Origin of the sequence: Streptomyces hilarionis (assembly GCF_024539675.1) — a bacterium.
In the GTDB taxonomy this organism is placed as follows: Bacteria; Actinomycetota; Actinomycetes; order Streptomycetales; family Streptomycetaceae; genus Streptomyces; species Streptomyces hilarionis.
In genome coordinates this window covers 1-26,677 of the sequence record NZ_JAHHIT010000009.1, presented here as the reverse complement: position 1 = coordinate 26,677, position 26,677 = coordinate 1, and the positions used below count along the sequence as shown (strand labels likewise).

21 protein-coding genes are annotated in these 26,677 nt (G+C 74.5%); 8 read left to right on the top strand and 13 right to left on the bottom strand.

The genetic code is table 11. The features are described 5' to 3' along the window. Positions 1-66: 66 nt before the first annotated feature. From KMS84_RS03355 to KMS84_RS03340, 4 genes are all read right to left on the bottom strand, one after another. On the bottom strand, positions 67-672 hold the full coding sequence (locus tag KMS84_RS03355; RefSeq protein WP_256914491.1) for a GTP-binding protein: 606 nt from the start codon (positions 670-672) through the stop codon (positions 67-69). A 245-nt stretch (positions 673-917) separates the two neighbouring features. Then, positions 918-1,313 (bottom strand): DUF742 domain-containing protein, encoded by a 396-nt coding sequence (locus KMS84_RS03350; RefSeq protein WP_256914490.1) that lies wholly within the window; start codon positions 1,311-1,313, stop codon positions 918-920. 9 nt (positions 1,314-1,322) lie between these two features. Further along, entirely contained in the window at positions 1,323-1,754 is a 432-nt protein-coding gene (locus tag KMS84_RS03345) for a roadblock/LC7 domain-containing protein (RefSeq protein WP_256914489.1), read from the bottom strand. Continuing rightward, the gene (locus tag KMS84_RS03340) at positions 1,751-4,600 is read right to left on the bottom strand and encodes a nitrate- and nitrite sensing domain-containing protein (protein ID WP_256914488.1); all 2,850 of its coding nucleotides are present in this window, start codon (positions 4,598-4,600) and stop codon (positions 1,751-1,753) included. Before KMS84_RS03340 ends, KMS84_RS03345 begins: the two co-directional genes overlap by 4 nt. 420 nt (positions 4,601-5,020) lie before the next feature. Between KMS84_RS03340 and KMS84_RS03335 the strand changes: the two genes are divergently transcribed. Beyond that, positions 5,021-5,596: a hypothetical protein gene (locus tag KMS84_RS03335; RefSeq protein ID WP_256914579.1), complete on the top strand. Its 576-nt coding sequence runs from the start codon at positions 5,021-5,023 to the stop codon at positions 5,594-5,596. A 47-nt stretch (positions 5,597-5,643) separates the two neighbouring features. Here the strand turns inward: KMS84_RS03335 and KMS84_RS03330 are convergent, their stop codons facing one another. From KMS84_RS03330 to KMS84_RS03315, 4 genes are all read right to left on the bottom strand, one after another. Continuing rightward, positions 5,644-10,275, bottom strand: coding sequence for a hypothetical protein (locus tag KMS84_RS03330; RefSeq protein ID WP_256914487.1), 4,632 nt, complete (start codon positions 10,273-10,275; stop codon positions 5,644-5,646). A 71-nt stretch (positions 10,276-10,346) separates the two neighbouring features. Next, positions 10,347-11,225, bottom strand: coding sequence for a hypothetical protein (locus KMS84_RS03325; protein WP_256914486.1), 879 nt, complete (start codon positions 11,223-11,225; stop codon positions 10,347-10,349). An 82-nt stretch (positions 11,226-11,307) separates the two neighbouring features. Further along, positions 11,308-12,834, bottom strand: a complete 1,527-nt coding sequence (locus tag KMS84_RS03320) for a hypothetical protein (RefSeq protein WP_256914485.1) — start codon at positions 12,832-12,834, stop codon at positions 11,308-11,310. A gap of 133 nt (positions 12,835-12,967) precedes the next feature. Beyond that, complete coding sequence (locus KMS84_RS03315; RefSeq protein ID WP_256914484.1) at positions 12,968-13,669, bottom strand: GntR family transcriptional regulator; 702 nt, start codon at positions 13,667-13,669, stop codon at positions 12,968-12,970. A gap of 171 nt (positions 13,670-13,840) precedes the next feature. Between KMS84_RS03315 and KMS84_RS03310 the strand changes: the two genes are divergently transcribed. The 5 genes from KMS84_RS03310 to KMS84_RS03290 are packed head-to-tail and all read left to right on the top strand — an operon-like array spanning position 13,841 to position 18,321. Continuing rightward, the gene (locus KMS84_RS03310) at positions 13,841-15,142 is read left to right on the top strand and encodes an MFS transporter (protein WP_256914483.1); all 1,302 of its coding nucleotides are present in this window, start codon (positions 13,841-13,843) and stop codon (positions 15,140-15,142) included. Beyond that, on the top strand, positions 15,139-15,993 hold the full coding sequence (locus KMS84_RS03305) for a putative hydro-lyase (RefSeq protein ID WP_256914482.1): 855 nt from the start codon (positions 15,139-15,141) through the stop codon (positions 15,991-15,993). The genes KMS84_RS03310 and KMS84_RS03305 overlap by 4 nt, the downstream gene beginning before the upstream one ends. A 20-nt stretch (positions 15,994-16,013) precedes the next feature. Next, positions 16,014-16,826, top strand: coding sequence for a LamB/YcsF family protein (locus KMS84_RS03300; protein WP_256914481.1), 813 nt, complete (start codon positions 16,014-16,016; stop codon positions 16,824-16,826). A gap of 2 nt (positions 16,827-16,828) precedes the next feature. Then, entirely contained in the window at positions 16,829-17,455 is a 627-nt protein-coding gene (gene pxpB, locus KMS84_RS03295) for a 5-oxoprolinase subunit PxpB (protein ID WP_256914578.1), read from the top strand. Next, positions 17,452-18,321, top strand: coding sequence for a 5-oxoprolinase subunit C family protein (locus KMS84_RS03290; RefSeq protein WP_256914480.1), 870 nt, complete (start codon positions 17,452-17,454; stop codon positions 18,319-18,321). The genes pxpB and KMS84_RS03290 overlap by 4 nt, the downstream gene beginning before the upstream one ends. A gap of 13 nt (positions 18,322-18,334) precedes the next feature. Here the strand turns inward: KMS84_RS03290 and KMS84_RS03285 are convergent, their stop codons facing one another. From KMS84_RS03285 to KMS84_RS03265, 5 genes are all read right to left on the bottom strand, one after another. Continuing rightward, positions 18,335-19,270 carry an SGNH/GDSL hydrolase family protein gene (locus tag KMS84_RS03285; protein WP_256914479.1) on the bottom strand — a complete coding sequence of 312 codons (936 nt, stop codon included), beginning with the start codon at positions 19,268-19,270 and terminating at the stop codon, positions 18,335-18,337. Further along, the gene (locus KMS84_RS03280) at positions 19,267-20,658 is read right to left on the bottom strand and encodes a glycosyltransferase (RefSeq protein WP_256914478.1); all 1,392 of its coding nucleotides are present in this window, start codon (positions 20,656-20,658) and stop codon (positions 19,267-19,269) included. Before KMS84_RS03280 ends, KMS84_RS03285 begins: the two co-directional genes overlap by 4 nt. After that, positions 20,655-21,782: a glycosyltransferase family 4 protein gene (locus KMS84_RS03275; protein ID WP_256914477.1), complete on the bottom strand. Its 1,128-nt coding sequence runs from the start codon at positions 21,780-21,782 to the stop codon at positions 20,655-20,657. Before KMS84_RS03275 ends, KMS84_RS03280 begins: the two co-directional genes overlap by 4 nt. A gap of 215 nt (positions 21,783-21,997) precedes the next feature. Beyond that, the gene (locus tag KMS84_RS03270; protein ID WP_256914476.1) at positions 21,998-23,419 is read right to left on the bottom strand and encodes a HEAT repeat domain-containing protein; all 1,422 of its coding nucleotides are present in this window, start codon (positions 23,417-23,419) and stop codon (positions 21,998-22,000) included. 309 nt (positions 23,420-23,728) lie between these two features. After that, entirely contained in the window at positions 23,729-24,136 is a 408-nt protein-coding gene (locus tag KMS84_RS03265; protein WP_256914475.1) for an ankyrin repeat domain-containing protein, read from the bottom strand. A gap of 263 nt (positions 24,137-24,399) precedes the next feature. Here KMS84_RS03265 and KMS84_RS03260 point away from each other — a divergent pair, with 263 nt between their 5' ends. Both KMS84_RS03260 and KMS84_RS03255 read left to right on the top strand, forming a co-directional pair. Next, positions 24,400-24,594, top strand: a complete 195-nt coding sequence (locus tag KMS84_RS03260) for a hypothetical protein (RefSeq protein ID WP_069772012.1) — start codon at positions 24,400-24,402, stop codon at positions 24,592-24,594. A 40-nt stretch (positions 24,595-24,634) separates the two neighbouring features. Beyond that, positions 24,635-26,611 carry a hypothetical protein gene (locus tag KMS84_RS03255; RefSeq protein ID WP_256914474.1) on the top strand — a complete coding sequence of 659 codons (1,977 nt, stop codon included), beginning with the start codon at positions 24,635-24,637 and terminating at the stop codon, positions 26,609-26,611. Positions 26,612-26,677 lie beyond the last annotated feature (66 nt).

Below are 26,677 nucleotides of genomic sequence, written 5' to 3'. Positions count from 1 at the left end.
TCGTCGGCGGGCCCCGGGCCGCGTCGGCTCCGTCCGTCCGGGCGGGGCGGGCTCGTCGGGACGCGGCTAGGTGGTGACGGGCTCTCGGCGTTCGGTCCCGTAGTCCATCGCATGCTGGACGACGCCCACGAGGACGTCCCGGACCGATCTCCGGTCGCGGGCGTCGCACAGGACGACCGGTACGTCGTCGTCGAGGTCGAGCGCCCCGCGCACGTCCTCCTCGGGGTAGTGCACCGCCCCCTCGAAGCAGTTGACGGCGATGAGGAACGGTATGGAGCGCCGCTCGAAGTAGTCGACGGCGGCGAAGCAGTCTTCCAGTCGGCGGGTGTCGGCGAGCACGACGGCGCCGAGCGCACCCTCGGAGAGCTCGTCCCACATGAACCAGAACCGTTCCTGGCCGGGCGTCCCGAACAGGTACAGCACCAGGTCCTCACGCAGGGTGATGCGCCCGAAGTCCATGGCGACGGTGGTGGTGTGCTTGCCCTCGACGCCGGTGGTGTCGTCCACGGGACGACCGGCCTCGGTGAGGTACTCCTCGGTACGCAGCGGCTTGATCTCGCTGACGGCGCCGACGAGGGTCGTCTTGCCCACGCCGAAGCCGCCGGCCACCAGGATCTTGAGCGTGACGGGCTCGACCGGGGGCTTGCCGCGCTCAGAACGCCCGAAGATCATCGATCTCTCTCCTGCTCGATGGCTTGATGGCTTGATTGCTGAATGGTTCGGTGACTTGGTGGATCGGTGGCTGGGCGGCCGGCTCGGGCGTTTCGCGGAGACGGCGCCGCGGGGCCGGAGTCCCCGGCCGCCGCCCGTCGGGAGCCCCTCTCGGGTTCCCGCGGCGGGTGGCCCCGCGGCCTGCCGTCCCGAACGGCGGACGACGGCGAGGCCCCGGGAGCGGGCCCTCGCCTCGTCCGCGGTGCTCACAGGGCCCGGAGGCCGCTGATCACGTCACGCAGAATGCTCTCGTCCGGGAGTTCGGCCGGCGGGACCGGCCTGTTCACATGGACGAACTGCGCGTCCACGAGGTCGCCGACCAGGACCCGCACCACCCCGATGGGCAGGTTGAGTTCGGCGGCGAGCTCGGCGACGGACTGCGGCGCGTCCCGGCACAGTGCCGCGATGTCCACGTGCTCGGGCGACAGCGAGGAGTCGGCTTCCGCGTCGTCCGCGTGCGGCTCCGCGACGACGACCGCGATCAGGTCGAGACGATGCTGGACCGCACTGGTGGTACGGCCGCGCGTCATGGCGTACGGACGGACGACCGGCCCGGCCTCGTCGTCGAACCAGTGACTGCTTCCCTGACCGACTGTGCTCATGCCATCCCACTACCCGCCGGAGGGCAGATCGGTGCGCGGGGCGGTGCCCAGATGTACGCCGACCCGCTTGACCAGCAGCGTCATCTCGTACGCCACGAGACCCACGTCCGAGTCGGCGTCCGAGAGCACGGCGAGGCAGCTGCCGTCACCGGCGGCGGTGACGAACAGGAACGCGTCGTCGAGCTCGACGACGGTCTGGCGGACGCTGCCGGCCTCGAAGTGGCGGCCGACGCCCTTGGCGAGGCTGTGGAACCCCGACGCGACGGCGGCGAGATGCTCGCCGTCCTCGCGGGTCAGGTCCCTCGACACGCCTGTCGGCAGACCGTCGCCGGAGAGGACGACGGCCTTGCGGATGCTGGCGACGCGTTCGACGAGTTCGTCGAGGAGCCAGTTCAGCTCGCCGTTGATGCTGCTGTGGCCGGTCGTCTTCGGTGCGGTCATCGACCGTCCCCCTTTGTCGTTCCTTGTGGTGCTGTGCCGCTGTGGGCGTCGTCGCCCGCGGCGTTCTCGACGCGGCCGCGCTGCCAGCCTCGCTGGAGCGAGGCCATGCGGCTGCGTACCTCGTCGGCGTCCCGGTCCGGCGGGTCGGCGCGGTCCTCCGCGCGCGGGGCCGGGCCCTGCCGCAGCTGCGGGGCCAGGTTCGCCTGACGCACGCGCCGCGGCAGCGCTCCCGTGTCGGAGCCGGAATCCCGGCCCGCGTCCCCGCGCCGACCGGTCTCGCCGTCCGGGCCCTCGGACAGGGCGGCGGTCTGCCGTGCGCGTCGGGGAAGGGCGGTGCGCGCGGACGAATCCTGCGTGCCGCGGCCGGCGTGTTCCTGCCCGGGGAGGCCCTCGTCGGGGCCGCCGTGCGGAATCCGGGCGGCCGTTCCGCGCCGCCGGGACGGCAGAGGCGCGGGCTTGCCGTCGTCGACGCGGCGCGGGCCGGGCCTGCCCGGGAGCTCCGGATCCGTCTCCGCGCGCGCGGGCCGCTGGTCGGCGACCGGGCGCCCGTGCGAGCTGACCAGCTTGGGCGTACGGCGCCCGGGGAGCAGCGGCACGGGTGCGCCGGGGCCGTCGGCGACGGGCCCGGCGGGTTCGACCGGTCCGACGGGCGGCCTGCGGTGCGGGTCGACCGCGTCGCCGCCCGCCGCGTCGGGGTCGGTGAGGGAACGGCGGGGGCGGAACAGGACACCCTGGTCGTCGTCGTCCTCGGCGAGGGGAACCTGGAACTCGCCGAGGGCGCCCAGGCCGACGGGGGCCTCGAGTTCGACCGGTCCGTCGAGCAGCGAGGCGGTCACTCCCGGCAGCGGCGCGGAGGCCGAGGCCGGCGCGGACCTGCGGTTCTCCGCCGGCTCGGTCTCCTTCGGCGGCCGGGGGCGGTCGAGGCGGAAGCCGATGCCGTTGGTGTCGGGGACGTCGTCGGTCAGCAGGGCGTCGGGGATGAAGACGACGGCGGTCGTGCCGCCGTACGGCGAGGGCTGGAGGGAGACGCGGACGTTCTGCCGCTGGGCGAGCCGGCTCACCACGAACAGCCCGAGGCGGTCGGTGTCGGACAGCTCGAACTCCGGCGTCTCGGCGAGCCGGAGATTGGCCTCCAGGAGGGCTTCGGGCGCCATGCCGAGGCCGCGGTCGTGGATCTCGAGGGTGAAGCCGTTGGCCACACGGTCGCCGTACACCTGGACCGCGGTGTGCGGCGGGGAGAACACCGTTGCGTTCTCCAGGAGTTCGGCCACCAGGTGGGTGAGGTCGGCGACGGCCGGGCCGGTGGCGGCCAGGCGGGGCAGCCGACGGACCTCGATGCGTTCGTAGTCCTCGACCTCGGCGACGGCGGCGCGCACGATGTCCATGAGCTGCACGGGCTTGCGCCACTGCCGGGAGGGCGCGGCGCCCGACAGGATCACCAGCCCCTCGGCGTGGCGTCGCATGCGGGTCGTGAGGTGGTCGAGGCGGAAGAGGTCGGCGAGCTCTTCGGTGTCCTCGGTGCGGCGTTCCATGGTGTCGAGCAGGGTGAGCTGCTTGTGCAGCAGCACCTGGCTGCGCCGGGCGAGGTTGACGAAGACCTCGGAGACGCCGGAGCGCAGTTCGGCCTGTTTGACGGCCGCTTCGACGGCGGCGCGCTGAAGGGTGTTGAGGGCCTGGCCCACCTCGCCCATCTCGTTCTTGTCGTACTCCAGGCGCGGCACCTCGGTCTCGACGTCGACCTGTTCGCCCGCGGACAGCCTGCGCATCACGCTGGGCAGCCGCACCCCGGACGCCTCGTGGGCCTCCACCCTGAGCTGGCGCAGGTCGCGGATGAGACCCCGGCCGATGCGCACGGACAGCACGAGGGAGACGAGCAGGGCGACCAGCCCGAAGACGCCGGCGACGACGGCCTTGACGATGACCTCGGTCGCCACCGGGCGGACCCGGTCCTGGTAGCGGTCGTTGGCCTGCTCGTCCAGCGCGCCGAGCTCGTCCAGGACGCTGCCTGCCGCGGTGTCCCAGTTCTTGGCGCTGACTCCGCGGGGCGGGTCGCCGGGCGTGGCGCGGACCACGGCCTGTTCGACCGTGCGCAGCGGGGCGGTGGTCGCGTTCTTCCAGAAGCTCTCGTAGCGTTCGCGCTCCCCGGTGGGCAGCTGGACGAGGCTGATGTCGTAGACCACCTCCCGCTGGGCCTGGAGGTCGGAGACCTCGCGGATCTCCTGGCGGGTGAGCCGGCCCACGACCAGGGCGGAGCCGAGAAGGGCGTCCTCCTGGGAGAGGAGTTCCCGCGCGTGGGCGACGCTGACGAGCGCCCGGTACTGCTTGTCCATCTCGACGCTGTCGACCACGTCCAGCTTGACCAGCAGGGAGTAACAGGGGTCGATCAGCTGGGTGTAGAGGCCGAGGGCCTGGGCCCGGGTGACGGTGCGCTCCTCGACGCTGCGGCGCAGGTCGTCGATGCCGGCGAAGGCGTCGAGCACGGCGGTGAGGCCCTCGCTGTCGTCCTGGTCCAGGACCTCGCGCACGTCGGGGTCGCGGGCGTTGCCGCGGATCTCGGCCAGGGCGTCGTCGGTGGCGGTCCGGGTGCGGCGCAGGGCGGACAGCGCGTCGGCGGCGCGCGGGTCGGCGAGGAAGACGAGGGCCTGGCGTCGTTCCTGCTGAACGACGCGGACCGTGTCCTCGATGGGGTAGCCGACCTTTTCGACGAGGGACGACACGGTGAACAGGCGGCTCGCCTCACGCCCCGTGAGTACCGTGGCGAAACCCCAGATCGCCGTCAGGGAAACCAGCGGCACGAGAAGCAGCGCCACGATCTTCCGGCGGATCGACTTCCCGCGAAAGCGCATGGCCTCCCCCTGCTCGGACCCCCACCGGCAGGGGGTACACATGTGCGTCAACAAACGGCGCGAGCCTACTACCGACGCGCAGATATCTCGAAGAGCCGTCCGGAAGGCGAACTTCCCGACCGAGGGCGAGACATGGCGTGTTGTCCGGCCATTGTGGGAGATTGCCTCCTCGAATCCGGTCCACCGGGTTCGGCTGGATCCGACCGGCCGCGCCCACGAGTTGGCCAGAATTTTTCGCAACGCGGGAATCTTCAGGGCTGGTCACGCGTCCTACTGATCGGGAATCGGGGGCGGAACCGGCCACACGAGCCGCATGCCGCACCTGGGCGGCGTAAATCAGCGCAAGCCGGGCAGCCACTGGGGAGCGGGGTCTTCGACCCGGAGGCGAGCGGTCTGCTGGCGGTGGGGAGTGACACGGTGATGGGCACGGCGGAGCGGCGCGAGGCGCCCGAGAACGGCACAGTGGCGGGCGGCACGGCACTGCGAGAACCCGAGGCGCCGGATCGCGGCCGAGCCGCGGACGGGGCCATGACGGCGGCCGGGCAGGTCCGTGCCGCGCCGAGGCCCGCGCCCGCGGAACGCGGCCCCCGGCCGGCGCGTGCGGCCTACCGGCCGCTGTGGGTCGAGGAACCCGCGCGCCGTCGCCGGATGCCCGATCCGGTGCGCACGGCGGCCGTACGCGCGGTGCTGGTCATCGCCGTGACGCTGATTCAGGCCATGGTCGCCTTCCTGTGCACGATGGCCGGGTCCTGGCTGGCCTTCCCCATGGTGATCAGCAGTGTGGTGAGCACGGTGCTGGCCACCTGGGGCGCGTTGGACGTGTGGGTGACCCGGCAGGTGTGGAACCAGCGCAACGGTGTGGTGTCGACGCCGAGCAGCACGGCGCGTTCGCTGCGGCGCGAGCGGCGCCGGGTCCGTCGGCAGGCACGGATCGCCGCGCGCGGGCAGGAGCGGATACGCCGGCAGGCCGGCGCCGGGCGGCTCTCCCACTCCTGACGTCGACGCGGCTCGTCCCGGGCCGCGGTGTCCGGGACGGGCCGTGATCAGCCGGCGTTCGGCACGGGGCGCTTGTACATCCGCGTCGCCGTGATCTCGCTGTGCACCTGCGCCGCGTCGCCCTCCGCGGCCGGAGCCTGCTGCGGCAGGCCGGGGCGCAGGTGCTCCTCGACGCTGATGTACTTCAGGCCCGCCCTGAGGTCGGCGTCGTTGCGCAGGCGGATCACCAGCGGGAACTCCGCCAGTGCCGTCGTGTCGAACAGGCCGGTGGTGTAGAGCAGTTGGACGCCGAGGGCGTTCGACACGGCACGCTGGAGTTCCAGCAGGTACGTCGCGTTGGCGCGTCCGATGGGGTTGTCGAGGAACAGCGTGCCGGCGTGGCGGTGCTTGTCCCGGCCCCGGTCGTTGCTCCTCAGGGCTGCCATCGTGCAGTACAGGGCGATGGCGGCGGTGAGCAGCTGACCGCCGGAGAACACGTCGCCCATCTGACCGACGGGGACGCGCTCGGCGCGCAGCACGGCGTCCGGCTTGAGGATCTCGACGGCGACGCCCTTGGGCTGGAGCGCCGCGCCGACCCCGCGCAGCAGCAGCGACATTCCGTCACGTCGCAGGTCGGAGTTCTTCTTGACGGCCGCCCGGGTCGCCTCGTCGATGACCTCGCCGAGCCGTTCGATGAGGGTGGCCTGGTCGGGCTCCTCGAAGCGGATGCGCAGGAACTCCTGGCCGGACCACTCGCCGAGCCCCTCGGGCAGCCGGGAGAGCCGCTGGGCCGAGCGCAGGGTGGCGAGGGCGGACTCCACGAGCCCGCGCAGCCGGTCCACGATCGAGTCCCTGTTGCGCTCCAGTTGCTCCAACTCGTCCGTGAGGACGCGCAGCCGGGGCGCGAAGGCGTCCGCCCACCTCTTGGCGTGCTCGGGCAGCGCGGCGGCGGGCAGCTCACGGATCTGCTGGCGGGCGGGGGTGCGCACCTGCTCGTAGCGGGTGGAGTTGGCGTGCCGGACGAGGACGTCGCTCGCCTCGCGGACGGCGGAGTCGGCGGCGGACAGGTCGGCGGCGCAGCCGCGCAGGGAGCGACGGGCCTCGGCGGCCGCATGGCGCGCCTCCTCCAGGGAGCCGGGGTAGGGCTCGGTCTCCTCCTGCTCCTCGTCCGGGGTGTGTTCGCGCAGCAGGTCGCGCAGCATGGCGGCGATCTCGTCGAACCCGCCGCCCGCGTCCTCGGCGGCGCGGTGGGCGGCCAGGAGTTCGGCGTGCGCCGCGCGGGCGCTGTCCAGAGCCTCGGTGCGGGAGGCGAGTTCGGAGGTCGCGGTGCGCAGCAGCGCCTGTGCGTGCTCGGCGTCGCGCGGCTGGAGCTCCTCGGCGAGGTCGGTGTGCGCCGCGCCGTCCTCGGGCGCGTGCCGCTCCGCCTCGCCGCGCAGGCGACCGAGCTGCTCGCTCGCGGTGGACACGCGCGTCTCCAGGAGCTGCACCAGCTCCTCCGCGCGCGCGGAGGCGGCCTGGCGGGACGGCCCGTCGGAGCCGTCCGGCGACTGGAGCAGCTGCTCGGCGCGGGTGCGGACCTTGTTGCTGAGCCGGTCCAGTTCGGCGCGGGCCGCGCTCTCGTCGCTCTCCGCGCGGGCCTGCTCGGCCCGCAGGTCGGCGCCGACGCCCACCTTCTCGTACAGCTGGGAGGCGGCCCGGTAGGCCTCGCGCAGGGCCGGCAGGGAAGCGCCCGGGGCGTTCGCGTCGTCGGCGGGCACGTCGTCGGGGGCGCCGGCGATCTCGGCGCGCTCGGCGCGCAGCGCCCGCGCGGTGCGACGGGCGTCGTCGGCGGCCCGCTGGGCGCCGCGCCGGTCCTCGTCGGCGGCACGGGCGCGCTCCAGGCAGGCCTGGGCGCGGGCCTCCGACTCCGCCGCCTCGTCGGCGAGTTCGCGTACCTTGACCTGCCATCCGGCGCGCTCGCGCAGCCGGAAGGCGAGCCCGGCGAGCGCGTCGGCGGCGCGCCGGGCCCTCTGTGCGGCCTCCTGGCGTTCGTCGCGGGCCTGGGCCGCCTCGGCGGCGGTCTCGTCGGCCTCCGCGCGCACGGTCCGCGCCTCGGCCAGCTCGGCCTCGGACTCCTCGGCGAACGCGCGGGCCTCCCCCGCGGTCCGTGACAGCTCGGTGAGCCGCCCGGCCGGACAGCCGGTGCGCCAGGACGCGAGCCGTGCCGCCAGTTCCCGGTCCTTGCCGAGCCGGGCCGCGAGCCGGCGGATGTCCTCGTCGCGCTCGGTCGCCCGCGCCCGCAGCGTCCGGCGCTCCTCGTCGGCGGCGTGCTCGTCGTGCATGGCCGGGTTCGGGGGGACGAGGAAGACGTCGCCGCTGTCCGAGCCGGTCGGCGGCGTGGGCGCGAGCAGGGCGGCCGCGGTGCCGACGGCGACGGCCGAGCGCGGCAGCAGCGCGGCCTCGCCGAGTGCCTCCCGCGCGCGGGCGTGGGAGCCGGGGTCGGTGATGATCACGCCGTCGACCAGTTCGGGGCGGGCGGCGAGGACGCGCGCGTGGTCGGCCGGCGCGACGGCCTGGGCGAGGTAGCGCCAGCCGGGCAGCGCGGGGATGCCGTGCTCGCCGAGGAACTCGACGGTGGCCAGCACGTCCGGACCGGGCGGCAGCAGTCCCCCGTCGCCCAGCGCGCCGAGGATGCGGGCGTCGTCGGCCGCGGCCGTGCGCAGCTCGAACAGCTGCCGCTCGGCGGAGGAGACCGCGTCGTCGAGGAGTTCGCGCAGTTCGTCCGCGCAGCGGTCCAGGTCCTCGGGGCTCAGCAGGGAGCCGTCGGGGGACTCGCCGTCCTGCCGGGGCTGCGGGATCTGGCGGCGCACCCGGTTGCCCGTGAGCCCCAGCAGTTCGGCGAGCCGCTCCTCGCCGGCCAGGGAGTCGGCGAGCCGTCGCTCGGCGTCGTAGGAGCGCTGGGCGGCGGTGGCGGCGTCGGCGGCGCGGGCCGCGGTGAGTTCGGCGCGGGACTCGGCCGAGGCGGCCTCGCGCGCGTGCTCGCCAGCTCGGCGGGAGGCTTCCCTCGCGGTGTCCCAGGCGGCGACGGCCGTCTTCTCGGCGTCGCTGGCGGCGAGCGCGGCACGGGCGGGGTCGGCGTCGGGCGCGCTGTCGTCGAGCCAGCCCGCGCGGACGGCTTCGGCGGTCTCCTGCTCGACCTCGGCGAGACGCTGGCGCAGATGGCCGACCTCGCTGCGGGCGCGCTGGGCGTCGGTGGCGGCGGACGTGGCGTCCCGGTGGGCCGCTTCGCCGACCTCCTGGAGGGCGGCCGAGCGCTCCTCCTCCTCGTTGGCCAGGCTCTCGGCGCTCTCGGCGGCCGCGTGCAGGGCGCGTACCAGGTCGACGGCGGCCCTGGCGCGAGCGGCGAGGGCCGGGGCGGCGTCGCGTTCGGCCTCCTGGATGGCGGCGGACACGCGCGCGGTGCGGTCGGCGGCGGTGCGGTGGCGCAGCACGGCTTCGGCGGCCAGCCAGGCGGCGTGCAGGGTGCGGGCGTCGGCGAGTTCCCGCTTCTGCGCGGCGGCCGACTTCTCGGCGGCCGACAGCGCCAACGAGGCGTTCCGGTAGGCCAGTTCGGCCGCGATCAGGGCGCTGCGTCCGCGTGCGCCCTCGGAGTGGGTGACGGCGTAGGCGGCCGCCGTGACCCGCTGGGCGAGGTCGCCGGCCCGCTGCTTCTCCTGAAGCCCCCGCGCGGAGAGCCGGCGGGCCAGTGCGCGGGTGCGTCGTTCGGCCCCGGCGTGGACGTCCCGCGCGCGGGACCGCGTCTCGGCGGCTTCGACGATGCGGCCCAGCAGGTCCACGGACCCGGCGGTGAAGTCCCGTTCGGCGATGAGTTCGGCGCGCCGGCCGAGCTTGTTGCCGAATCCGCTGACCAGGTCGGCGAGCCCGTCGGTGTCACGGGTGTCGGTGACGGCGCGCAGCAGCAGGTCGGTGAAGTCGGAGTCCTTCTTGACCGCGAAGAGGCCGGCGGCCTCGCCCTCGTCGGCGTTCATCTCGCGCTGGTAGCGGAAGAGTTCGGGGTCGAGCCCGAGGTCGCCGAGGTGCTCGATCCAGCGGTCGTGGATCTCCTCCCAGTGCACCTCCAGGTGCGGGTACGCCTTGCCCGCCTCGGTGATGGCGTCCCGGAAGCCCTTCATGGTGCGCCGGCGCCCGCGCGCGCCGGAGGCGCCCTCGACGGGCGGGCGCACGGCCGTGGACTCGGCGACGGGCAGGTTGTCCAGGCTCAGCCCTGGCCCCGGCCGGAAGGAGTACCAGGCTTCGGCGAACTTGCGCGGGTCGTTGGAGACCTGACGGCCGCGCCACTCGCTGGCCTTGCCGACCACCACGCACTCGCCGGTGAGCACGTGCTGCCATTCCAGCGCCACGTGTCCGCAGTCGTCGGCGAGCAGGAACTTGCGCAGCACGCCGGAGCTGGCCCCGCCGAGGGTGTTGCGGTGACCCGGGAGCATGACCGAGAAGATCAGCTTGAGCAGGACGGACTTGCCGCCGCCGTTCTCCAGGAAGAGCACGCCGGCGGGCGCGGGCCGGCGCGGCGGGCCGACGGGCTCGTCCGCGAAGAACTCCGCCTGGGTGGGTGCGGGGTCGGGCACGACGTCGCCGACGCCCCGCAGGTCAAGCACGGTGTCGGCGTAGCGCGCACCGGCGGGACCGATGGAGTAGAGGCGGACCCGGGACAGCTCGTACATGGCGGACTCTCGTAAGTCTTGGCAGATCGGCGGATCAGTGGGGGGGGGTGCGCCGGGGCGCGGCAGGAGGGCTAGGAGTGGAACGGGAGGCCCGCGTCGGCCACCAGCTCCAGGTCGTCGCTCTCCTCGGCGGGCAGCAGGGTCGGTGTTCCGTCGGTGACGGGGACGACGCCCAGCTCGAGCAGTTCGGCCATGGCGGCGCCGGCGGCCATGTCGCGCACCTGGAGCTGGTAGCGGGCCGTGGTGCGGTAGGTGCCGCCGTTGTCGTCGCCGGTCCGCTGGAGGAAGCCGGAGTCGGTGAGGAAGGCGACGGCCTTGGCGACGATGCCGGTCGTCGACCCGGCGAGCCGGCGGGCGTCCTTGGTGGCGCCGGTGGAGCTGCGTCTGGCCCAGATCCGCCAGGCGGCCTCCAGTCCGGGCGCGTCGCTCGCGGGGTCGGTGTTCTCGCCCTGCTCCTGTGCGCGCTGCTCGAGGCGGTGACAGGCCTGACGCACGAAGGAGTCGACCCCGTTGACGCTGACCCGGCCGATGTAGCCGTCGTCCGCGAGGTCCTCGGGGCGGGGGAAGGCCATCGCGGCGACGCAGAGGTGGGCGAGGCCGTGCAGGAAGCGGTCGCCGCCGTCGGCGGAGGCACGGCGGGCGTAGTCGCCCATGCGCACGGCGAACACCGAGTCCTCGGCGGCGGTGACGGCCATGCCCGCGCGGGGGGACACCTCCAGCACGATCAGCCCCAGGCCGGCGGCGACGGCGTCGGCGAGGCGCGCGAAGGCGGGGTCCTCGCGGTGGCGCCGCAGCAGGTCGGCGTACTCCTGGTCGCGCGCGGGCTGCAGTCTGGGCTGCAGCCCGAAGGCGACGAGCCGCGCCGCGTCGGCGGCGTCGGCCGGGGTGACGGCGGCGGAGGCCGGTGCGGCGGCGGTCTCGGGCTCGCTCCGCTCGACGTGCTCGGTCACGGCCTCGGCTCCTTGCTGGTCCGGCACGCGTGCGCGTGCCCGTGCGTGTGCTCGTGTTCGGTCATTCGGTCCCCCGCCCGGCTCATGCCGCCTCCGTGCGGTCCGCCGCCATGCCGGCGGAGTCCAGCAGGGCGGTGCCGACGATGAGGTCGGCGCCGCCGAACTCCGGGTCGTCCAGCTCCGTCCCGTCGTCCACGGCGAACAGCAGCTTCTCCTCGCCCTGCCGGTATGCGGTGCCGACGGCGGGACTGGCCGCGTGCACCGCCAGCAGGGCCACCAGGTAGGGCAGGTCCGGGTCCGTGCGGCGGGCCTGGGCCAGCAGTCCGGACAGCCTTCGCGGCGCGTCCGCGGGCAGGTCGAGCAGTGCCGTCGCCGCGGCGAGCTGTTCCTCGCTGAAGCGGCTGTCGTCCGGTGTGGCGATGAGGTCGGGCTCCGGCATCTCCGCCCCCAGGTGCTCCCGCTCGAGCGGCGGGGTCAGCAGGAGGTCGACGAGGTCGCCCATGCGCACGGACACCGGGGTGCGCAGCCCGGTGCCGTGCGCGAAGAACGCGTCGGTGACCCGGACGGCCTGTTCCACCGGCAGCGGCAGCACGGGGGCGACGAGGTGTCCGTAGAGGTCCGTCCCCGACGACGTCATGGGGGCGGCGAACGCCTGCCGGTCCTGCTCCGCGCGGAACAGCGGGCCGGCCTCCAGCAGCCGGGACTGGAGCTGGGTGTGGCGGCGGATGCAGTCCTTGACGATGTCGACGAGCTCGGCGGCCCGGCGCTTGTTCTCCGCGTCCTCGATCTCGTCGCGTGCCTTGCGGATGTTGGTGAGGATGGCGTTCTCGTGGCGGTAGCGGTCGGCCACGTGGTCCAGGGCCTCGGCGATCATGTCGGGGACCGCGTTGAGCCAGTCCACCGCCCGCACGTTGCGGCGGGTGGCCTCCAGGGCCCGGCGGAGCGTCTCGGAGTACTGCACCGTGCGGTAACGGGCCTGTTCGGCGGCGAGCTGGGCGTCGGCGAGGCGACCGCGGCGGATGAGCACCTCCAGCTTCACCTCGGCGGCGATCTGGGCGCTGGTGACGTCCGTGTCGAGGGCGCCGACGAGCACGTTGACGGCTTCGTCGGTGGTGCGCAGGTAGACCGCTCCCCCGTAGCCGGGGACCTCCTCGATCAGCTTGAAGTCGTAGTCGCGGCGCACATAGGTGCCGTCCGGCGCGAACATGCCGTAGGCGGCGCGGAAGCCGCGGTCGACGCTGCCGACGTTGATCAGGTTCTCCAGGACCCAGCGGGCCACGCGTTCGTGCTCGGCGACGGGGCGTCGCGGGGCCTGCGCGGCGATGCGGGGCAGCAGCCGGGCCACTATCTGGTCGTGGTCGGCGCCGGTGTCGAAGTCCATGTTGAGCGTGACGAGGTCGATGGCGGCCAGGGCGATCTCCGCCATGCCGTAGACCGAGTACTCACCGGCCAGGTTGGCCTTGCGCGCGTCGAGGTCGTGGATCGGCGCCGTGCAGGCGAGCGCGCGCAGCCGCCGCGCCAGCCCCTCGTCGGCGGCCGGGCCCTGGGCGGGGCGCGGCCCCGCGCTGAGCTGGGGCGGAACACGGTCCGTCGAAGCAGGCGAAGTCACGGTGCACAGACTAGGTCCTCGGTCTGACATCGACCCAAACGGCGCGGATCGCCTCCGGCGGCCGGACGGGAGGACCGGGCGGACCGGGGCGTGACGTCCGCCGCCGGGAGCCTGCCCCGCGCTCCATCGTGCCCTACGGGGCGGGGTCCTCCCCCACCCTTCGCCGGTAGGCGTCGACCACCCTTTCCAGGGAGTCCTCGAGGTAGACGGTGAGCAGCCGCTCGGCGCCCGCCTTGTCGCCGGATTCGAGGGCCTGGAGGATCTGCCGGTTGCGCTGGAGGTACGGCTCGTGCAGTCGGCGCGGCTCGTCGACGAGATGGAAGGCCAGACGCAGTTCGGCGAAGACGCTGCGCATGAGCTCGTCGGTGCGCGCGCTCGCGGCCAGGGCGACCAGTTCGCGGTGGAAGTGGATGTTCGCGGTGCCCAGCGCCTTCCAGTCGTTGCCGGCGGCGGCCAGCTGCCCTTCGGTGACGCTCGCCCGCAGGGCCTCCAGCGCGTGGGGCGGCTCCCCGAGCCCCCGCACGACGGCGCACTCGACGAGGGCGCGGGTGCGGTAGATGTCCTCGACGTCCTCCACCGTCAGGACCCGCACGAACACGCCCCGGTTCAGCTCGTGGACGAGCAGACGCTCGTGGGTGAGCAGCCGGAACGCCTCGCGCAGGGTGTTGCGGGAGACGCCGAGCGCTCCGCCGATGCTGTCCTCGGCCAGCCGCGTCCCGGGCGGGAAGTAGCCCTCGGCGATTCGGCTCCTGAGGATGTCCGACACCCGTTCGGCCGTGCTCGTGCGACCCAGGAGGGCGCGGTCGTCGGCCAGTCCCGCCAGCTGCTCTGCCATGCCCGGAATTCAATCGCAGACCTGAGAACGAGACAACGGGGGTATTGAAGAATCGTTCAACGATCCTCTACCTTCGGCTCCACGGCACCGCCCCGTCCTCGGCGGGGCGACCGGCTCCTGCACGGCACGGCTCAGTCCAGGCACCCTCCGTCCTCCTTCAGCGAGGTGCACATGAGCACACCCACTCCACCGCGGGCCCCGAGCGCCGAAGACCGGCGCGCGACGACCGGACACACCCCCGACGACGGGGCTCTGACCTGGCTGCGCGCCCTCGGACCGCGCGGCCGGCGCGCCTTCGCCGGCGCGTTCGGCGGCTACGCCCTCGACTCCTACGACTACTTCACGCTGCCCCTGAGCATGGTCGCGCTGGCCGCCTACTTCGGCCTGGACAGCGGCCAGACCGGCCTGTTCACCACCGTCACCCTGGTCGCGTCGGCGATCGGCGGGGCGGTGGCGGGCGTCCTGGCCGACCGGATCGGCCGGGTCAGGGCCCTGATGATCACCGTGATCACCTACGCGGTGTTCACCGTCGCCTGCGGCTTCGCGCCCAGCTACGAGACGCTGCTGGTCCTGCGGTCACTCCAGGGGCTCGGCTTCGGCGGCGAGTGGGCGGTCGGCGCGATCCTGGTGGCCGAGTACGCGAGCGCGAGGCACCGGGGTCGCACCCTGGGCGCGATCCAGAGCTCGTGGGCCGTCGGCTGGGGTCTCGCGGCCGTCGCCTACACGCTGGTGTTCTCGTTCTTCGGCGACGACATGGCCTGGCGGATCATGTTCTGGACGGGCGCGCTGCCCGCCCTGCTCGTCGTGTGGATGCGCCGCCGGGTGCAGGACGCGCCGCAGGCCGCTGCGGCCCGGGAACAGAGCGTCGAGAAGGGTTCGTTCCCGGCGATCTTCAAGGGCCCGCTGCTGCGGACGACGCTCTTCGCGGGCCTGCTCTCCACCGGTGTGCAGGGCGGCTACTACACCCTCGCCACCTGGGTGCCGACGTATCTGAAGTCGGAACGCGGGCTGTCGGTGGTCGGCACCGGCGGCTATCTGACCTTCCTGATCTCGGGTGCCTTCCTCGGCTACCTCACCGGCGGCTACCTCACCGACCGGCTGGGCCGGCGCCGCAACATCTGGCTGTTCGCCCTGCTCTCGGCGGTGTGCATCCTCGCGTACGCCAACATCCCGAGCGGCGCGGACACCCTGCTGCTCGTGCTCGGCTTCCCGCTCGGTTTCTGCATGTCGGCCATCTTCAGCGGCTTCGGCTCCTTCCTGAGCGAGCTGTATCCGACGGCCCTGCGCGGTACCGGGCAGGGCTTCACGTACAACACGGGTCGCGCCGTGGGCGCGGTCTTCCCCACCACGGTCGGCTACCTGGCCGACAGCTGGGGCGTCGGCGGCGCGCTGACCTTCGGCGCGATCGGCTACGCGATCGCCGCCCTGGCGCTGCTGGGCCTTCCCGAGACGCGCGGCAAGGAGCTCGAGTGAACCGTCCCCTCCTCACGCAGGACCCGCGTTCGCCCCTGGACGAGGACCGCCCGGTGACCCTCGTCGAGCAGCACGCGCACGCGTGGAGCCCCGAAACCGCCCGGGCCCGCTTCCGGGCGGGCCTGGCGGGCCCCACGGCCGGGGTCTCGGCGGGGCACACGCAGGCCAACATGATCTCGGTGCCCGCGGACTGGGCGTACGACATGCTGCTGTTCTGTCAGCGCAACCCGAAGCCGTGCCCCGTCCTCGACGTCACGGACGCCGGCTCCTGGAGCACGGTCCTGGCCGAGGGGGCCGACCTGCGCACCGACCTGCCCCGCTACCGCGTGTGGGCGGACGGCGAGCTGGTGGACGAGCCGACGGACGTGCGCGCGTACTGGCGCGAGGACCTGGTGACCTTCCTGATCGGGTGCAGCTTCACGTTCGAGTGGGCGCTGTCCGGGGCGGGCGTGCCCCTGCGCCATCTCGAACAGGGACGCAACGTCCCGATGTACGTGACCGACCGTCAGTGCCGGCCGGCGGGACGGCTGCACGGACCGATGGTGGTGTCGATGCGTCCGGTGCCGCCGCGGCGCCTGGCGGCCGCCATCCGGGAGAGCGGCCTGCTCCCGGCGGTGCACGGCAGCCCGGTGCACTGCGGCGACCCGTCGGGGCTCGGCATCGCCGACCTCGGGCGGCCCGACTTCGGCGAGCCGGTGGACGCCGAGCCGGACGACATCCCGGTGTTCTGGGCCTGCGGGGTGACCCCGCAGGCCGCCGTGATGGCCTCGCGTCCGCCGTTCGCCCTCACCCACGCACCGGGACAGATGTTCCTCACCGACGCCCGCGACGAGCAGTACCGCGTGGCCTGAGAAGGAGGTACGAAGGAACCATGAGCGCCACGCCCGCGACGACCGCCGCGTCCGAGACGACCGCCGCGTCCGAGACGACCGCCATCGACCTGAACGCCGACCTCGGCGAGGGGTTCGGCCGGTGGCGGCTGACGGACGACGAGCACCTGCTGTCCGTAGTGACCAGCGCCAACGTGGCCTGTGGCTTCCACGCGGGGGACGCGGTCACCATGCGGCGGGTGTGCGCGCTGGCGGCCGAGCGCGGGGTGACGATCGGCGCGCAGGTCTCCTACCGCGACCTGGCGGGATTCGGCCGGCGCGCGATGGACGTGCCGCCCGACGAACTCGCGGCCGAGGTGGCCTACCAGATCGGCGCCCTGGAGGTGTTCGCCCGGGCTGCGGGCGCGCGCGTGGCGTACGTGAAACCGCACGGCGCGCTCTACAACCGGGTCGTGCACGACGAGGAGCAGGCCGGCGCGGTGATCGCCGGGGTGCTCCTCGCCGACGCCGCGCTGCCCGTCCTGGGCCTGCCGGGCTCGCGCCTGCTCGAGCGGGCCGGGGAGGCGGGACTGCCGGCGGTGCCGGAGGCGTTCGCGGACCGCGCGTACACCGACCGGGGCACGCTGGTGCCGCGCGGGCGACCCGGAGCCGTGATCAGCGACCCGGACGCCGTCGTGGAGCGGTCCGTGAGCCTGGCACGCCGGGGCCGGGTCGACTCCGAGGCGGGGTCCTCCATCGAGGTGCGCGCGCGTTCCCTGTGCCTGCACGGCGACACACCGGGCGCGGTGGAGCTGGCGCGCCGGGTGCGTCACCGGCTGGAGGCGTCGCACGTCCGGGTGGAGGCCTTCGCGTGAGCATGCGTGTGCTTCCCGTCGGCGAGGACGCCCTGCTCGTCGAGGTCGCGTCGGGCGAACAGGCCGAGGCGCTGCACGCGGAGCTGGTGCGTCGCCGCGCGGCGGGCCTGCTCAGGGTGCGCGAGATCGTCCCGGCGGCCCGCACGGTCCTCCTGGACGGTCTGGCCGACCCCGGCCGGGTGGCGTCCGAACTGGCGGTCGCGGACGTGCCGCCGGCTCCCCCGCGCGAGGGCGACGTCGTGGAGATCCCGACCCGCTACGACGGCCCCGACCTGGCCGAGGTCGCCGCCCACTGGGGGGTGCGCGAGCAGGACGTGGCCCGCATCCACGCGGCCGCCGAGTTCCGGGTCGCCTTCTGCGGGTTCGCGCCCGGCTTCGGCTACCTGACGGGGCTCGCGGCCCGCTACGACGTCCCCCGGCGGGCGACCCCGCGCACCGCCGTGCCGGCCGGCTCGGTGGCGCTGGCGGGGCCGTACACCGGCGTGTACCCGCGTTCGTCGCCGGGCGGCTGGCAGTTGATCGGGCGCACGGACGCGGTGCTGTTCGACCCCGCGCGCGAGCCGGCCGCCCTGCTGTCGCCGGGCACGCGCGTGCGGTTCGTCCCGGCGGGAACGGCGGGAACGGCATGACCGACCGCGCGCTGGTCGTCGTCCGCGCCGGGGCGCTCACCACGGTGCAGGACCGGGGGCGTCCCGGACACGCGCATCTGGGGGTGCCCCGTTCCGGTGCGCTCGACGGGCCCGCGGCGGCCCTCGTCAACCGGCTGGTGGGCAACTCGGCGGACGCCGCGGTCCTGGAGACGACGCTCGACGGCTGCGCCCTCGCAGCGCGCTCGGACGTGACCGTCGCGGTGGGAGGCGCGCCGTGCCGGGTCACCGTGGACGGGCGGCCGGTCGCCTGGTGCGCACCCGTGCGGGTGCCCGCGGGAGCGGTGCTGGACGTGGGACCGGCTCTGAGCGGGGTGCGCGGATACGTCGCCGCGGCCGGCGGCATCGCCGTCGAACCCGTCCTCGGCAGCCGCTCCACCGACCTGCTCTCCGGCCTCGGCCCCGCGCCGCTCACGAACGGAACGGTCGTGCACCTGGGGCGCGAACTCGCCCCGTACGCGCGCGTGGACGTCGGTCCCCAGCCGGCGCCCCCGGCCGAGCTGGTCCTGCGGGTGACGCCCGGCCCGCGCGCGGACTGGTTCACCCCCGAGGCGTTGCGGGCCCTGACGACCCGGACGTTCCGCGTCTCCTCGGCGAGCAACCGGATCGGGCTGCGCACGGAGGGGCCCGCGCTGGAGCGTGCCGTGGAGGGCGAACTGGCGAGCGAGGGGATGGTCCTGGGCGCCGTGCAGGTGCCGCCCGCCGGCCGCCCGGTGGTCTTCCTCGCCGACCACCCGACCACCGGCGGCTACCCGGTGATCGCGGTCGTCCGCGCCACGGATCTGCCGGCCGCCGCGCAGGCCCGGCCCGGGACGCCGGTCCGCTTCGTGACCGTACGCGGACGGTGACGCCGGGCCGCGCCTAGGCGGCGTCCGGTCGTGGGTCGGGGGACGACAGTGCGGCCAGGGCGGCCGACACCGCCGCGGACGTGCGCAGGTCGAGCCGGGCGCTCGTGCCCCGCGCGCGGTGACGCAGTTCGTCGGCCGCCAGGGTGAGGAGCTGCGGGAGGAGGTCGGTGCACCGGCGTGCCATCCAGCCGGTGCCCGCGGTCGCCAGCCACCACAGGCTCGCCGACATCGTGGGCGCCGGACGCTGTGGCTCGGGCGAGGGCGCGGGGCCGTCGGCGAGTCCGGCCTCGGCCAGCAACGCGTGGAAGCGCAGCGCCAGTTGACGGTGGCCGCGTTCGCCGGGGTGGAGCCGGTCCGCGCTCCACATCGCCCGGTCCGCCGTCCAGGCGGCCTGCGAGGCGTGCAGGTGGACGGCGCCGTACCGCTCGGAGAGCGCGTGGACGACGGCGTTGACCGCGTGCTGCCGTCGGGCCAGCGGCCGGGCGAGGGCCCCCGGCAGCCCGAGCGTCGCGCCCGGATCGGGCAGACAGGCGGTGAGCAGGACCGCCCCCTGACCGGCGAAGGCGGCGTACACCGTGTCGAGCCGCGCGGCCACGGCATGGATGTCGAAGGTGCAGCGCAGGGTGTCGTTGACGCCCACGACGACGGAGACGAGGTCCGGCCGCAGCGCCAGCCCCGCCGGGAGCTGATGCTCCAGCACGTCCTTCGTCTGCGCCCCGCTGACCGCGAGGTTGGTGAACTCGACGCCGGTCACGGCGCTTGCGGTCACCGGGCTCCCGGTCCCCGCGGCCGCCTCGGCCCGCCCGTCACGGGTCTGGGCGGTTCCGGCGTCCTCGCCGGTCAGGCCGTCGGCCAGCAGCGCGGCCCAGCCGCGCCGGCCCCCGCCCATGGGGTCCCCCACGCCCTCGGTGAGCGAGTCGCCGAGGGCCACGAAGCGTAGGCGTCTCATCCGAGGGCCCCGGGCGCGAGAGGGCGTACGGCAGCGGTGGGGGCGGCCGTCGCGGTGGCCGCCACCACCGCCGGGGCCGCGCGCACGGGCGCCGGCGCGACGGTCGTGGGGGCCTGCCCCTGGACTCGGGGCGAGACGGCCTGTTCGTGGCCGCCGGGACGGAGGGGCGCCGCCGCGTCGTGGGCCGCGAGGAACGCGTCGACCGACGTCGTCCAGCCGAAGCACTCGGCACGCGCGCGTGCCGCCTCGCGTCGTCCCGCGACAGGACGGTCCAACAGGCCCTCCACCGCGTCCGCGAAGGCCTCACCCCGGTCCGCGGCGGTGGCCCCCGCGGTCGCGATCACCTCGGGGAGCGCCGACGACGCGCTCGCGACCACCGGGGTCCCGCAGGCCATGGCCTCCAGCGCGGCGAGCCCGAAGGTCTCCGCCGGCCCCGGCGCCAGGCACACGTCGGCGGTGGCCTGGAGCGCGCCCAGCGCGCACCGGTCGAAGACGTGCCCGAGGAACGTCACGGGCAGCCCGCGCTCGCGGGCCCGCTGTTCCAGCCGGGGCCGCAGCGGGCCGTCCCCGGCGACGACGAGCACCGCCCGCACGCCGCGTCGCCGCAGCGCCTCCAGCGCGTCCAGCGCCGTGCCCGGCCGCTTCTCCACGGACAGGCGGGTGCACATCACCAGCAGCGTCTCGTCCCCCCGCGCGTGGACGGCCCGCAGACCGGCGTCGCGCAGGGCCGGACGCCGTTCGACGAGGTCGACGCCCAGCGGGGCGCGCACCACGTTGCGGGCCCCGATCCGCACGAACTCCCGCTCGGCGAACTCGGTGGTGCACACCACGCGCGCGTAGGTGTGCGCCGTGCGCACGTTCAGCGAGTCGGCGGCCCGCCGCGCCGCGCCCTCCGGCACGCCCCAGGTGCGCAGGACGCCGTCGGCGGTCTCGTGCGACACCATCACGGCGGGCACCCGCGCCCGACGCGCCCACTTGCCGGTCCAGCGCAGCGTCGTACGGTCGCTGACCTCCAGGCGGTCGGGGGCGAGGCTCCCCAGCAGTCGGGACACGCGCCGCCGGTCGGTGAGGACGCGGTAGCCGCCGGTGCCGGGCAGCAGCGGCCCGGGCAGGGTGATCACCCTGCCCTGCTCGGTCTCGTGGTCGGACGTCCGCTCGCCGGGGACGATCAGGACCGGCCGGTGGCCGGCCTCGCGATAGCCCTTGCCGAGTTCGCGCAGCGCGGTGCGCAGTCCGCCCGAGGCCGGAGCCACGAAGTTGGCGAGGCGCACGATCCGCAAGGACGGGCCGCCGGCGCCACCGCCGGACGCGTCCGTGCCGCCGCCTGCGGACACGTGCGTGCCGTCCTCCGCGGGCGCGTTCGTGCCGCCGCCTTCCCACGGGTTCATGCCGCCACCGCCGGCCGGCGTGCCGCGAGCACGTCCTGGTAGTGGCCGATGAGGCGGTCGCCGACGGCGGCCCAGGTGCGGCCCTCGACGGTGTCCCGCCCGGCGGCGCCGAACGCGGCCCGCAGCGCGGGGTTGCCGCCCAGCGAGGCGACGGCGTCCCGTACGGCCGCGGCGTCGCGCGGCGGGACGAGCAGGCCGGTGCGTCCGTGGGCGACCAGGTCCAGCGGGCCGCCCGCGGCGGGCGCGACCACGGGGACGCCGCTGGCCATGGCCTCCTGCACGGTCTGGCAGAACGTCTCGAACGGGCCCGTGTGGACGAACACGTCGAGCGAGGCGAAGATCCGGGCGAGGTCGTCGCCGGTGCGTCTGCCCAGGAACACCGCGCCCGGCAGGGCCTCCTCCAGGCCGGGCCGGCTCGGCCCGTCGCCCACCACCACGACCCGTACGCCCGGCAGCCCGCAGGCCCCGGCGAGGAGGTCGACCTGCTTCTCCGGGGCGAGCCGGCCGACGTAGCCGACGATCAGTTCACCGTTCGGGGCGAGTGCGCGGCGCAGGGTCTCGTCGCGCCGGTCGGGACGAAAACGTGCGGTGTCCACCCCGCGCGGCCACAGCTTGACCCGGGGCACGCCGTGCGTGTCCAGGTCGTGCAGGGCCGCACTGGAGGGGGCGAGGGTGAGGTCGGCGGCGGCGTGGACGGACCGTATCCGGCGCCAGGCGGCGGCCTCGCCGGCGCCCATGTAGGTGCGGGCGTAGCCGCCCAGGTCGGTCTGGTAGACGGCCACGGCGGGGATGCCGAGCCGGGCGGCGGCCGACATGCCGCGGACGCCGAGGATGAACGGGCTGGCCAGGTGGACCAGGTCGGCGCCGTGTACGGCGATGGCCGCTGCGACGCGTCGGGTGGGGAGGGCGACGCGGACCTGGGGGTAGCCGGGGAGCGGGAGGGAGGGGACGCGCACGACGGGGCAGGGCGCCTCGGCGTCCGGCCCGGGCCCCGCGGCGGTGGCGGGGGCGACGACGACGGGGGCGTGACCGCGATCGACGAGGTGTCGGGCGGTCTGGAAGGCGCAATGGGCCACGCCGTTCACGTCGGGGGGAAAGGATTCGGTCACGATGACGACACGCATACCCGTGTTGTCGCCGTCCTGGACGTGGCCGCGTCAAAGTGGATCTGTCCGCACGACTAACGTCCCATGAGCGTTGCGGTGTGCGCCCGCCGCCCGTCTTCCGCGCACCACGCGCAGGTCGGACGGTGTCCATGGGCGGCGGCCCCGCCGGTCACGCGCCGTTCACCCACGGGGCGGCCGCCGCCGGACTGTCCGGGCGGCGGCCGGGCCCGGTGTCACATGGCGGACGCCGCGTCGGGCCCGATCCGGCTGCGGACGGCCGTCTGGACCTCGGCCTCCTCGGCGGGGTCGGCGGCGAGCCGGCGCAGCCGCTCCACGACCCGGGCGTCCCCGGTCTCGGCGTGCCGGGCGGCGATCTCGCGGGTGCCCTCCTCGCAGTCCCAGAGGCATTCGACGGCGAAGCCGGTGGCGTAGGACGGGTCGGTGGCGGCGAGTGCGCGGGCGCAGCGCCCGCGCAGGTGGGACGAGGCCGTCTCGCGGTAGATGTGGCGCAGCACGGGCGAGGCGCAGGCGATGCCGAGCCGTCCCGCGCCGTCGACGAGGGTCCACAGGGTCGGGGCGTCGCAGCCCTCGCCGCGCACGGCCTCGCGCAGGGCGCCGAGGACCAGGTCCTTGTCCCTCGCGCCGCCCCGGCAGGCGAGCATGCGGCCGGCGGCGGCGCCCAGGGCGTCGGGCCGGTGGGCCCAGCTGCGGGCCCGGTCGACGGCGGCGACGCTGCGCATGCGTTCGAAGGCGTCGACGGCGGCCTCGACGACGGTCGCCGAGCCTGCGGCGACGGCCTGTTCGACCAGGAGGAGGGCGTCGGGATCGTTGCAGTCGGCGAGGTAGCGCAGGGCGGTGCACCGGGCGCCGTCACCGCCGTCCTTGGCGGCCTGCACGATCTCGGGGCGGTCCTCGGGGCCCGCCACGGCGGACAGGCAGCGGGCGGCCGGGACGTGGAGCGCGGCTCCGCGCTCGACGCCCTGTTGCGCCCATTCGAACACCGCCCGCACGCTCCAGCCGGGCCGGGGCCCGCTGGGACTCATCTGGCGTTGCCAGCGGTCGAAACAGCCGGCCTCGTGCGCGGCGCGCACGCGGGAGGAGACGTACTCGCGGGGGTCCTCCGCCCACAGCCGCCAGGGCCGTGGCTCGAAGGCGTCGCGCACGGCGGCGGCGAGTTCGGCCTCGCCCTCGGCGTCCGTGGAGAACCTGGCGAGCACGGGTACGGCGAGGGCGCGCAGGCCGGCGTCGTCGTCGCGCAGGGCGAGTTCGTCGAGGGCCCAGGCCCAGTTGGCTCCCGTGGCGGCGTAGCGGCGCAGCAGTTCGAGCGCGTCGCGCCTGCCGTAGGAGGCGAGGTGGCCGAGGACCGCCAGGGCGAGCCCCGTGCGTGACTCCTCGGTGTCGAAGACGTCCTCGACGTCGAAGAGGTGCGCCTCGATCTCGTCCAGCTCGCCGTTGAGGTCGAGGAAGAGACGGGCGTAGTAGAGGGAGCGGTTCTCCACCTGCCAGTCGTGGCGGGGATCCCGCTGCACACAGTGGTTCAGCGCCGCGAGCGCCTCGGCGCGCGGTGCCGTGAGCGCGTGCAGCGTGCCGTCGCCGCGGCCCCTCTGGAGCAGGCCGAGCAGCGTGCCGCTGGGCGCTATGACCGGATCGAACATGGGAAACAGCCTCACATCAAGCGTCGACGCAACCGGGGACGTGCATTACCTGGCCGCGTGACAACACGTCGGGGCGCCCGCCGTTTCCTGCTTGCTGTAGACCATCTTCCTCTGCCTCTCGTCGGTGGCCCATACGGGCCGCGTCACGGCCCGCGCGGTGCGGCAACACCTGCCCAGCCATCGCGTCCGTGAATCACGACGTCATGATGACCCGGCTGTTCTGCCTGCCGCGACCGAAATATCCGGCGGCCTTGTACCGCCTCCCCCGTGGTCGTCGATCTATCTGGTCGAAAACTGCTGCCGGACCGCTCAGGTCCCGTCGGCCGGGCGCGCGCCGAACAGGTCCAGCAGCTCCGTCCTGTCGAACATCCGGGCCGTGTCGACGGCCGACGGCGTGCCCTGGGAGGGGTCGGCGCCGGCCTCGACCAGGGCCTTGACGACGTTCGTCTCGCCCTTGAAGACGGCTCCGGCGAGCGGTGTCTGACCGCGGTCGTTGATCCGGTCCGCCTCGGCGCCCCGGGCCAGCAGGGCCCGGACCGCGTCGGCGTGGCCGTGGTACGCGGCGAGCATCACGAGCGAGTCGCCGCGGTCGTTGGTGAGGTTGGCCGGGACGCCCGCGTCGACGTACGCCACGAGCTCCTCGGTCTGTCCCCCGCGGGCCAGATCGAAGATCTTGGTCGCCAGCTCCACGACCTCGGGGTCGGGGGCTTCGGTCATCGGCCGGACCGCCTCTCACTACAACCGTTCAGGTGAATTGCCAGCGTACTGGCTCGTCGGTCACCTGGCCGGTGCGGTGCGCGGCAAAGATCACGGAAGTCCCTTTCGGCCCCGCTTCTCCTGCTCGGGCAGCCCATCGAACCTGCCGCCACCTGAGGGAAATCAGCCGTTTTTCACTCAGTTGCACCTTTTATCGTATGGATACATCCTGTGAGCCTGGAAGTACTCATGGTGACTGTCCCCGCGAACCAGGAGAAACCAAAATGATCCTGTCCATGTCAGGCGTGGTCCTGCTCGGCATCGTCGTCTTCCTCTTCTTCCGCAAGGACGGCCTGAAGGGGTCGCACGCCATCGTCTCGGCCCTGTTCGGGTTCTACATGGCCAGCACGGCCATCGCCCCGAGCATCAAGGCCGGCGGCGAGAGCCTGGCCAGCCTCCTCGGCGGCATCAAGTTCTGACGCCGCACGTCCCGTCCGCACGCACCTCCAGGAGACAGCAGTGGCCCGGCGCCCCCTCCCCCGCATCCTGAGCACAGGCAGCGCACAGATCGCCCGAAGCCGGGAGCTGGCCCGGACGGCAGCCGACAGCGCCACCGATGTCCTCCATCCGCTGATCACGACGACCCGCGGACTGCGCCGGCTGGCCTCGGCCGGACGGCGCAGATGGACCGAGACCCCCAGGGACAGGCGCGGCCCGCTGCTGTTCCTGGCGGCCTCGGTGATCCTGGTCGTGGTGCTCGTGCCGTACGGCCCGCTGCTCGCCGTCGTCACCTTGATGTCGGCGGCGGCCTGGCAGGGCAGGGACCGCACCCCACCGGCTCCCGAAGGCCCTGACGAAGCGCAGATCGAACGACTCCAGGTGCTGTACGAGGCCCTCGTGCCGCACTTCTCGACGGCCGAGGACCCCTCTCCCCTCTACGTCCACGGCGGTGACTGGGAGACGGCCTTCCCCACCCAGGAGTTCGACGACTCGGGCCGGGTGGCCCATCTGGTGATCCGCTATCCGGCGTACTTCCCGGACGGCGAGGCCGCGTCACGCGCGCGGATCGAGCAGTTGCTCGCCGCGAAGTCGGGCCGCGGCCGCGAGTACCTCTTCGTCTGGGACGAGGAGGGCAACGAGCTCACGGTCAGCGTCCTCTCCCCCCTGCCCACCGACATCGCGGCCCAGCGCTTCGTCACCGCCCCGGGCGAGGCCGTCCTGGGCTTCACGGACCCCTCCCGGGTGCAGCGCACCCTCCCGCTCGCCTTCGGCGCGGACCGGCGCGACGTCCCCCCGGTCGTGTGGCGCACCGGCATCCGCTCCACCGAGCCGCACCTGCTGGCGGTCGGCCGGCCGGGCAGCGGCACCTCGACCCTGCTGCGCTCCCTGGCCCTCCAGGCGCTCCAGCACGGCGACGTGCTGATCGTCGAGGGCGGCGGGACGGGCGAGTACGCCTGCCTGGCCGGCCGGGAGGGCGTGCTGGGCGTCGAGATCGCCCTGGACGGCGCGCTGGCCGCGCTGGAATGGGCGGCCGCCGAGACCGAGCGCCGGCTCGTCGCGGCCAACGAGGCCCGCCAGGCGGGACACCCGGCGCCGGAGGACACCAAGCGCCCCCTGTGGATCCTCCTGGACCGGCCCACCGCCTTCACCCACCTGGCTCAGGCCGACGGCCGCAAGGATCCGCTGTCCTTCCTCCAGGTCCCGCTGCGGCACGGACGCGCCGCCGCCGTCACGGTGGTCGTCGCCGAGCAGTACGACGCCCTGGACTCCCTCAGCGAGGCGGTGTGCCTGCACACCCGCGCGCGGGTCGCGCTCGGCCCGGCGTCGGCGGAACAGCTGACGGCGGTGCTCGGCACGCCCCCGCACACCACCCCGGTCGACGACGTCCCGGCGGGGCGCGGATACGCCCGGCTGGGCTCGGCGCCCGTCCACCGTCTCCAGGTGCCGGCCACACCGGACCCGTACGACGACGCGACGAGCGACGCGCACCGGCAGGCCGTGCTGGACCTGCTCCCGCCGCGCTCCGCTCCGTCCGACGCCCGGACGGAGGCCCACCCGGAGACACCGGTCGAACAGGTCCCCCCGGCCGACGTCACGGGAGACGCCCCGACCGCCGCCGAGAGCCGGACCACCGTCGAGACTGCGGACGGCACGCGGACCGGGGCGGACGACAGGGGAAGCACGGCCGACGACGCGGAGGCCCCGGACAACCCCGACACGCCCGGCGACGGGTGGAGCGGGGAGACGGATCAGGCCCCGACGCCGGCCGGAACCGCCGTCCCGAAGATCATCGTCACGAAGACGCCGCCACCGCCCAGCACCCCGCCGGCCACGCCGCCGGCCCCCGCTCCGCCGGTCGCGTCGCCGCAGAACGTGACCGCGCAGACGGCCGGGACCGCGCGAACGACCGCCCCGGAGACGGCGCTTCTGGAGCGGCCCGTCCGGGAACCGGCGGTATCGGAAGCGGCCGTGGCCGAATCGGCCGTCGCGGAGTAAAGGGGACGCCGGACGGGGCGGACGACGGCTCCGCCCCGCCCGGCCCGTTCCCCCACTCCCCTTCCC